Annotated in this window: 7 protein-coding genes and 1 pseudogene; 4 read left to right on the top strand and 4 right to left on the bottom strand. The window is 68.7% G+C overall.

Annotation, left to right across the window (positions count from 1 at the left end; all coding sequences use genetic code 11):
* Positions 1–26 precede the first annotated feature (26 nt).
* Positions 27–620 (bottom strand): bifunctional 4-hydroxy-2-oxoglutarate aldolase/2-dehydro-3-deoxy-phosphogluconate aldolase, encoded by a 594-nt coding sequence (locus LFM09_RS35830; RefSeq protein WP_414101035.1) that lies wholly within the window; start codon positions 618–620, stop codon positions 27–29.
* Between the two features lie 49 nt (positions 621–669).
* Between LFM09_RS35830 and LFM09_RS35825 the strand changes: the two genes are divergently transcribed.
* From LFM09_RS35825 to LFM09_RS35810, 4 genes and pseudogenes are all read left to right on the top strand, one after another.
* Positions 670–2,697, top strand: coding sequence for a hypothetical protein (locus tag LFM09_RS35825; RefSeq protein WP_414101034.1), 2,028 nt, complete (start codon positions 670–672; stop codon positions 2,695–2,697).
* A 10-nt stretch (positions 2,698–2,707) separates the two neighbouring features.
* Positions 2,708–3,388 (top strand): SDR family NAD(P)-dependent oxidoreductase, encoded by a 681-nt coding sequence (locus LFM09_RS35820; protein ID WP_414101033.1) that lies wholly within the window; start codon positions 2,708–2,710, stop codon positions 3,386–3,388.
* Positions 3,385–4,527 (top strand): galactonate dehydratase, encoded by a 1,143-nt coding sequence (dgoD, locus tag LFM09_RS35815; protein WP_414101032.1) that lies wholly within the window; start codon positions 3,385–3,387, stop codon positions 4,525–4,527. Before LFM09_RS35820 ends, dgoD begins: the two co-directional genes overlap by 4 nt.
* A 61-nt stretch (positions 4,528–4,588) precedes the next feature.
* Positions 4,589–4,699: pseudogene (locus LFM09_RS35810) on the top strand (NAD(P)-binding protein); the annotation flags it as partial.
* A 78-nt stretch (positions 4,700–4,777) separates the two neighbouring features.
* Here the strand turns inward: LFM09_RS35810 and LFM09_RS35805 are convergent.
* Genes LFM09_RS35805 through LFM09_RS35795 form a run of 3 tightly spaced genes read right to left on the bottom strand, consistent with a single transcriptional unit; the run spans position 4,778 to position 7,208 of the window.
* Positions 4,778–6,049 carry a sensor histidine kinase gene (locus LFM09_RS35805; RefSeq protein ID WP_414101031.1) on the bottom strand — a complete coding sequence of 424 codons (1,272 nt, stop codon included), beginning with the start codon at positions 6,047–6,049 and terminating at the stop codon, positions 4,778–4,780.
* Positions 6,046–6,735: a response regulator transcription factor gene (locus tag LFM09_RS35800; protein ID WP_414101030.1), complete on the bottom strand. Its 690-nt coding sequence runs from the start codon at positions 6,733–6,735 to the stop codon at positions 6,046–6,048. The genes LFM09_RS35805 and LFM09_RS35800 overlap by 4 nt, the downstream gene beginning before the upstream one ends.
* Positions 6,735–7,208, bottom strand: coding sequence for a hypothetical protein (locus LFM09_RS35795; RefSeq protein ID WP_414101029.1), 474 nt, complete (start codon positions 7,206–7,208; stop codon positions 6,735–6,737). The genes LFM09_RS35800 and LFM09_RS35795 overlap by 1 nt, the downstream gene beginning before the upstream one ends.
* Positions 7,209–7,216: the final 8 nt, after the last annotated feature.

Here is a 7,216-nt window from a genome sequence, read left to right as displayed (position 1 = left end):
CTACGCCACAACAACCACCGACTAACCTAACAAAGCACTACTAGGGCCTGGATTTCGCTGAGAGGCGTGCGGGCGAGGGCCGACCCGACCCCGCACGCCACCGCGCCGGCCTCAAGCCACGCGGGCACATCAGCCGGTGCCACACCACCTGTGGGCACGAGCGGTGCGTACGGCAGCACGGCGAGCACGTCCTTGACCCACTGAGGAGTGGGCGCCGGGAACACCTTGACGGCGTCAGCCCCGGCCTCCAGCGCCTGCACGATCTCGGACACCGTGCCCGCTCCCGGCAGCACCGCGGCGCCGTACCGGTGCCCGGCGCGGATGACCGCGGCATCGAGGTTGGGTGCCACCAGGAACTGCGCGCCCGCACGCACTGCCGCCACCGCGGAAGCCTCGTCCAGCACGGAACCCGCACCGATCGTCGCGTCCGGATAGGTCTCTCGCAGGTGCTGGATCGCTTGCGGCGCCTGGGGGTTCGTCAGCGGGAGCTCCAGCGATGTCAGGCCCGCGTCCAGCAGTGGAACGGCGGCTTTGACGGCGGAGTCGGCGTCCTGCGTGCGGATGATCGCGATGATGCCCTGCCGCACGACTGCCCGGGTGATCTCGTAGCGGTAGCTCACGCAGTCAGACTACTACACATAAATTACGAATTATTGTAGGCTGCCCCGCATGTCCGTTCGCAGAGTCGCGTTGGCCATCGCCTTGATGTCCCCGTTGATCGCACTGGGTGCGACACCAGCTCATGCCGGTGACGACCAAGGAGCGCCGACCTATTACGACAGTGGTGTTGCAAAGACCCCCTACATGGGGTGGAACACGTACTTCGGCCTCGGCGCGCCGAACGAGAAGGACGTCCGCGGTGTCGCGGATTTCCTCGTCAGCAGCGGCCTGCGCAACGCGGGCTACAACACCGTGTGGATCGACGGCGGCTGGAACGCGCCGACTCCCCGTGACGCAGGCGGAAACCTGGTCGAGGACCCCGCGAAGTTCCCCGGCGGCTTCCCGAAGCTGGTGCGGGACCTGCACGCCAAGGGTCTGAAGGCCGGCATCTACACCGACGCCGGTCCGTCCGACGGCAAGAACTGCGCAGCCGGCAGCGGTGGCGGGTACTACGAGAAGGACGCTCGCCGGTTCGCTGACTGGAAGTTCGACGCCATCAAGATCGACTTCCTGTGCGGCATCTTCGCGAACCTCAAGCCCGCGCAGGCGTTCGCGGACTTCAGCAGGGCCGTGCAGAAGGCCGGCCGGCCGATGATCCTCAACCTGTGCAACCCGGTCACCGACGAGTGGGGCGTCCCGCACGAACCGGACCAGGTCGCCGGCATCTCCTACACGTTCGGTCCGCTGTACGCCGACTCCTGGCGCACCAGCACGGATGTCGCGTTCGGCACGCCCTACGAGGGCATCTGGCGTGACGTGCTGCGCAACATGGACCGCAACGCGTATCACCCCGAGGCGCAGGGGCCGGGCCACTACAACGACCCGGACTACCTGATCCCGATGCGCAAGACGCAGCAAGGCGCCTACGAGCTCAACGAGGAGGAGTCCACGTCGCAGTTCGTGATGTGGTCGCAGATGTCCTCGCCGTTGATCATCGGTTCGGACCCGCGCACGCTGCCGCCGTCGATGATCTCCACGCTGACCAACCCGGAGATCCTCGCGGTCAACCAGGACCCGCTGGCGATCCAGGGCGTGCGGGTGGCCACCACCGGCGACACCGACGTGTACAGCAAGGTGTTGTCGCGCAAGGGTGAGCGCTCGGTCGTGCTGCTGAACCGCCGCGACGTTCCCGCCGAGATGACGGTGCAGTTCGCCGACGCGGGCCTTCGCGGTGATGTTTCCGTGCGCGACCTGAGGGCCCGTGCCGACCGCGGCACCGCGTCCGGCTCGTACACCGTGACGGTTCCTCCGCACGGCACCGCGATGTTCAAGCTGCGCGGCACCGACCTCGTGCCCGGTGAGGCTGTCGGTGACAACGCGACGGCGTCGCCCGCGATCGCTCGGGTGGGTGACGAGGCGCTGGTGTTCGCCCGCGGTCTCGGCGGCGAGCTGCGGGTGCTTCGCGACGGTCGCTGGTCCGGCCTGGGCAAGGCGATCAAGGGTCAGCCCGCGGTGCGCACGGTAGGTTCCGATGTCGAGGTGACCGTTCGCGGCACGGACGACAGGGCTTGGCAGCGCACCCTCCACAACGGACGCTGGGGCACCTGGAGGTCGCTCGGTGGCAAGCTGACCGACGCGCCTTCGGTCTCGTCCGACGGCACCCTGGTGGCGCGTGGTGCGGACGGCAAGGTCTGGCAGTACCAGGCCGGCTCGTGGACCTCGCTGGGCGCCCCTGGTGACGCCCCGATCTACGGCCGGCCGAGCGTGGCCGGCGGTCAGGTCGCCGTGCGGACCGCGGACGACAGCGTGTGGGTGCGGCCGGTCTCCGGTGGCTCCTGGACGTCACTCGGAGGCGTGATCTCCGGCAGCCCGACCCTGGTCGAGTACCAGGACCGGATCTACCTGTTCGCGCGGGCCAGCGACTACACGCTGTGGCAGGTGAACTCCTCTGCCGGCGCGTGGGGCGGCTGGTTCAAGCGCGGCGAGTTCCCGAGCAACTCGCTCGTGGGCGCGGTCGGTGCTACTGCTGGACCCGACGGCTCCGCGTGGACCGTCGTACGCGGACCGGACAACAAGGTCTACCGGCAGACGCTCTAGGGGAACGTGCATGAAGTGCGCAGTGGTGTCAGGTGCGGCAGCGGGAATCGGTGCCGCGACGGCGAAACACCTGACCGACAACGGCTATCGGGTCATCGGCATCGACCTGCACGGTGATGTGGCCGTGCAGGGTGACGTCAGCGACCCGGCGACCTGGCAGCGGGCGGTCGAGCTGAGCGACGGCGGTGTGGACGCGTTGGTGAGCAACGCCTTCACGGTGCAGGTCGCCCCGCTCGACCAGACCTCCGCTTCGTCGTGGGACCGCCAGATCGGCGTCAACCTCGGCGGTGCGTTCCACGGCGTGCAGGCCTGCCTGCCTTCGCTGCGAGCGCGTCGTGGCTCGGTCGTGCTGGTCTCGTCGGTGCACGCGCACTTCGGCATCCCCGGCCACGGCGCGTACGCGGCCTCGAAAGGCGGGCTGGTGGCGCTGACCCGCCAGCTCGCCGTCGAATACGGACCTGAGGTCCGTTTCAACGCAGTGCTGCCCGGTCCCGTGCTGACGGCGGCATGGGACCGGGTCTCCACCGAGGATCGGGAACGCAGTGCCCGAGCCACCCCGGCCGGACGCCTCGGCGACCCGGCCGAGGTGGCCTCGGTGATCGGTTTCCTGTTGTCTCCGGCGGCGTCGTTCGTGACGGGCGCGGAGATTCTGGTCGACGGCGGCTGGTCCGCGGCAAAGGACAGTTCATGAAGGTGACGGCGGTCGAGACGTTTCTCGTCGAGCCCCGCTGGTTGTTTCTCAAGGTGAGCACCGACGAGGGGGTGACCGGCTGGGGCGAGCCCGTGGTCGAGGGACGGGCGGAGACGGTCCGCGCGGCCGTGCACGAGCTGGCGGAACTGGTGATCGGCCAGGACCCCTTGCGCGTCGAGGACCTCTGGCAGGTCCTGCGCCGCGGCGGCTTCTACCGCGGCGGACCGGTGTTGTCGTCCGCGTTGTCCGGCTACGACCACGCTTTCTGGGACATCGCCGGCAAGGCGCGCGGCCTGCCGGTGCACGAACTTCTGGGCGGCCCGGTCCGTGATCGGGTGCGGGCCTACTCGTGGGTGGGCGGCGACCGGCCTTCTGACGTGTTCGACGCGGTGGCCCGTCAGGTCTCCGAGGGGTTCAGCGCGGTGAAGATGAACGCCACCGCGGAGATGCGCCCGATCGCGTCGCCCGCAGACGCCGAGGCGGTGCTCGTGCGCGCACGTCAGGCCAGGGAAGCGTTGGGGCCTGGCGGTGATCTCGCGCTGGACTTCCACGGCCGGGTTTCTCCCGCCATGGCACGACGTCTGGTGCGCATGCTCGAAGAGGTGCAGCCGATGTTCGTGGAGGAACCGGTGCTGCCCGAGCTGCCGGCCGAGGTGCTGGCGTCGGTCGTTTCCGCTTCGACCGTGCCGATCGCGACGGGGGAGCGGCTCTACTCGCGCTGGGAGTTCAAGCCGGTGCTGGATGCTGGCGTGGCTGTGGTCCAGCCCGATCCTGCGCACGCGGGCGGCATCTCCGAGCTGCGTCGAATCGGTTCGCTGGCGGAGATCTACGGCGCTTCGATCGCGCCGCACTGTCCACTCGGGCCGATCTCGCTGGCGGCGTCGTTGCAGGTGGCGTTCACGACGCCGAACTTCCTGATCCAGGAACAGAGTGCGGGCATGCACTACCACGGCACCGACCCCACGTACCTGGTGGACATGGCGCCGGTGCGGGTGGTCGACGGCTGGATCGCGCGGCCCACCGGGCCCGGGCTGGGGGTCGAGGTGGACGAGGAGGCCGTGCGGCGGGCCGCGGAGGTCGGGCACGCGTGGCGGTCGCCGATCTGGCGGCACGACGACGGCGGGTTCGCCGAGTGGTGACTGACAGCGCCTGACAGCGGCGTGTGCGGTCGGCGCCAGCGGCTCGGGTGAGCCTTGCCGCATGCACAGTTCAGTCACGATCATCGGTACCGGGCTCGGCGGTCTCACCCTCGCCCGCGTGCTGCACGTTCACGGCATCCCGTCTGTCGTCTACGAGGCGGGGTCGTCGCCGGCGTGAACGTCGCCACCAAGGACGGCGGCAGGTTCCGGCTCGACGCCGCCGTGTACTTCCGCTTCGAGAACGGCCTGATCAGCCGGATCGAGGAGTGTGCGAGCCTGCCGTGAACAGCACCCGGAACACCGCGCCCTCACCCGGCGCGGTGTCCAGCTCGATCCGCCACCCGTGCGCCGCCACCAACGCCGCCACGATCGCCAGCCCCAACCCGGTCCCGCCAGGCCCACGAGCGGAATCCGCGCGGTAGAACCGTTCGAACACCCGCGAGGCCTGCTCAGCGGACATCCCAGGCCCGTGATCGGCCACCTCGATCACGCCCTCACCCAGCCGAACCTCAACAGGCGAACCAGAAGGCGTGTGCGTCAACGCGTTGTCGAGCAGATTGGTGAGCACCTGCCGCAGACGAGCCTCATCACCCTGCACCACCACAGGCCCGGACAGAGTCAAAGACACAACCCGCGAAGGATCCCGCATCCGAGCCTCGACAACGGCATCGGTCACCAGCACCACCAGGTCCACAGTGGACAAGGAAAGCGGCTGCGCGGAGTCCAACCGGGCCAGCTGCAGCAGATCGTCGACCAGCACCCCCATCCGAGCAGCCTGGTCCTCGATGCGCTGCAACACCGAAGAAGGATCCGAAGCCGCCCCCTGTCGATAAAGCTCGGCATACCCTCGAATCGATGTCAACGGAGTCCGCAGCTCATGCGACGCGTCGGCCACGAACTGCCGCATCCGGTTCTCCGACGACACCCGCACCGCGAAGGCCTGCTCGATCTGCCCCAGCATCGTGTTCAACGCCGAAGCCAGCCGCCCCACCTCCGAACCGGGCTGCCGCACCGGCACCCGTCGCGAAAGATCACCGGCCGCGATCTCGCCGGCTACCTGCTCGACCTCCTCCAACGCCCGCGTGGAGGAGCGGACCAGCACGTACCCGGCCATCCCCACCAGGATCAACGCCCCGAGGCTGATCAGCAGGAACGCCACCCGCAGGTCGCCGACGGCGTTGTCGACCTCCGACTGGTCCACGGAAGCGATCAGCTCGGCCCCGTCGAACTGCCGCATCACCAACCGGTGCGAACCCACCGTGACGTGTTCGCCGGGCGTCAACGTCCCGAAAGCAGGCAGGCCCTCAAAAGCAGTTCCGGAGAGCACCCCATCGGAAGAACGCAGGATCATGTTCTCCCGCATGGGAAACGGCCGCGGCGCCGACACCACCCGGTCCAGCCGCACGTCGAGCTGGCCCAGCAGGTAGCGCTCCATCACCTGCGAGCCGATCAGCCACGTGCCGAACAAGCCCGCGGCCACCAGGGCGACGAGCACGACCACCAGCCGCACGCGCAACGTCATGGCCGGATCATGTACCCCAGGCCGCGGACGGTGTGGATCAGCCGGGGCTCGACCGAGTCCACTTTGCGTCGCAGGTACGAGATGTACGACTCGACCACGCCGACATCGCCGTCGAAGTCGTGCGACCACACCTGGTCGAGGATCTGCGCCTTCGACAGCACCCGCCCGGAGTTGCGCATCAGGTAGTGCAGCAGCCGGAACTCCGTCGGCGACAGCTCCACGATCCGCGAGCCGCGCCGCACGATGTGGCTCTCCACGTCCAACGACAGATCGCCGCAGGTCAGCGAGTCCGAAGCGCCAGGCCGGGTGCGCCGCAGCACGGCCGTCACCCGCGCGATCACCTCCTCCAGGCTGAACGGCTTGGTGATGTACCCGTCGCCGCCCACCGTCAGGCCGGTGATGCGGTCGTCCGCACCATCCCGCGCGGTCAGGTACAGCACCGGCACCTGCACCCCGCCGGAACGCAGCCGCCGCACCACCTCGAACCCGTCGCGGTCGGGCAGCATCACGTCGAGCAGCACCAGGTCGGGCGTGTCCGAGCGAGCCGCCGCCAGGGCCTCCGCACCCGTTCCGGCGCTGGTCACGGCGAACCCGGCGAACCGCAGGCTGGCGCACAGCAGCTCGCGGATGCTGGGTTCGTCCTCGACGACGAGCAACCGGCCACGTTCCACGCGTTGATCCTGCATCAGCCGTTGGGAGGCCGCTGGGTCAGCGTCTGCGCGGTCACCGTGCCGTCGGAACCGGTCTGGCCCTGCACGGTGACCTGCTGGCCCGCCTTCAAATCACCGAGCTCGCCCTCAGACGTGATCTGCACCTTCGTCGTGTCCGAAGTGGACACCTTGACGATCTCGCCGCTCTGCGTCTTCACATAGACGGTCGTGCCCTCGATGTGGTCGATCGTGCCGACAGTGCCACGCCCTCCGTTGGGCCGCTGCTGGGCACCAGAAGGCGGCGTTCCGTTGAACTGGCGGCCGGCCTGAGGACGAGTCGGTGTCTCGCTAGCACCAAAGGACTTCTGCACGAACACCCCGCCGACGAACGCCACGATGGCCAGCACCGCGACGCCCAAGAAGAGAGTGGTCTTGCCGACGCCGGTCTTGCGTTCCGCGAGCTCAGCCGTGATGTCGTTCTCCAACGGCTGGTCGAGTGGGTTGGTCACAGAACTCT

Source organism: Lentzea alba, from assembly GCF_047445655.1.
Classification (GTDB): Bacteria; Actinomycetota; Actinomycetes; order Mycobacteriales; family Pseudonocardiaceae; genus Lentzea; species Lentzea alba_A.
This window is presented reverse-complemented; position numbering and strand designations above follow the sequence as displayed.

Excerpts from the sequence above, each read along its gene's own strand:
- LFM09_RS35805 (WP_414101031.1), bottom strand. The coding sequence starts at position 6,049 with ATGACGTTGCGCGTGCGGCTGGTGGTCGTGCTCGTCGCCCTGGTGGCC.
- LFM09_RS35800 (WP_414101030.1), bottom strand. The coding sequence starts at position 6,735 with ATGCAGGATCAACGCGTGGAACGTGGCCGGTTGCTCGTCGTCGAGGAC.
- dgoD (WP_414101032.1), top strand. The coding sequence starts at position 3,385 with ATGAAGGTGACGGCGGTCGAGACGTTTCTCGTCGAGCCCCGCTGGTTG.
- LFM09_RS35820 (WP_414101033.1), top strand. The coding sequence starts at position 2,708 with ATGAAGTGCGCAGTGGTGTCAGGTGCGGCAGCGGGAATCGGTGCCGCG.
- LFM09_RS35825 (WP_414101034.1), top strand. The coding sequence starts at position 670 with ATGTCCGTTCGCAGAGTCGCGTTGGCCATCGCCTTGATGTCCCCGTTG.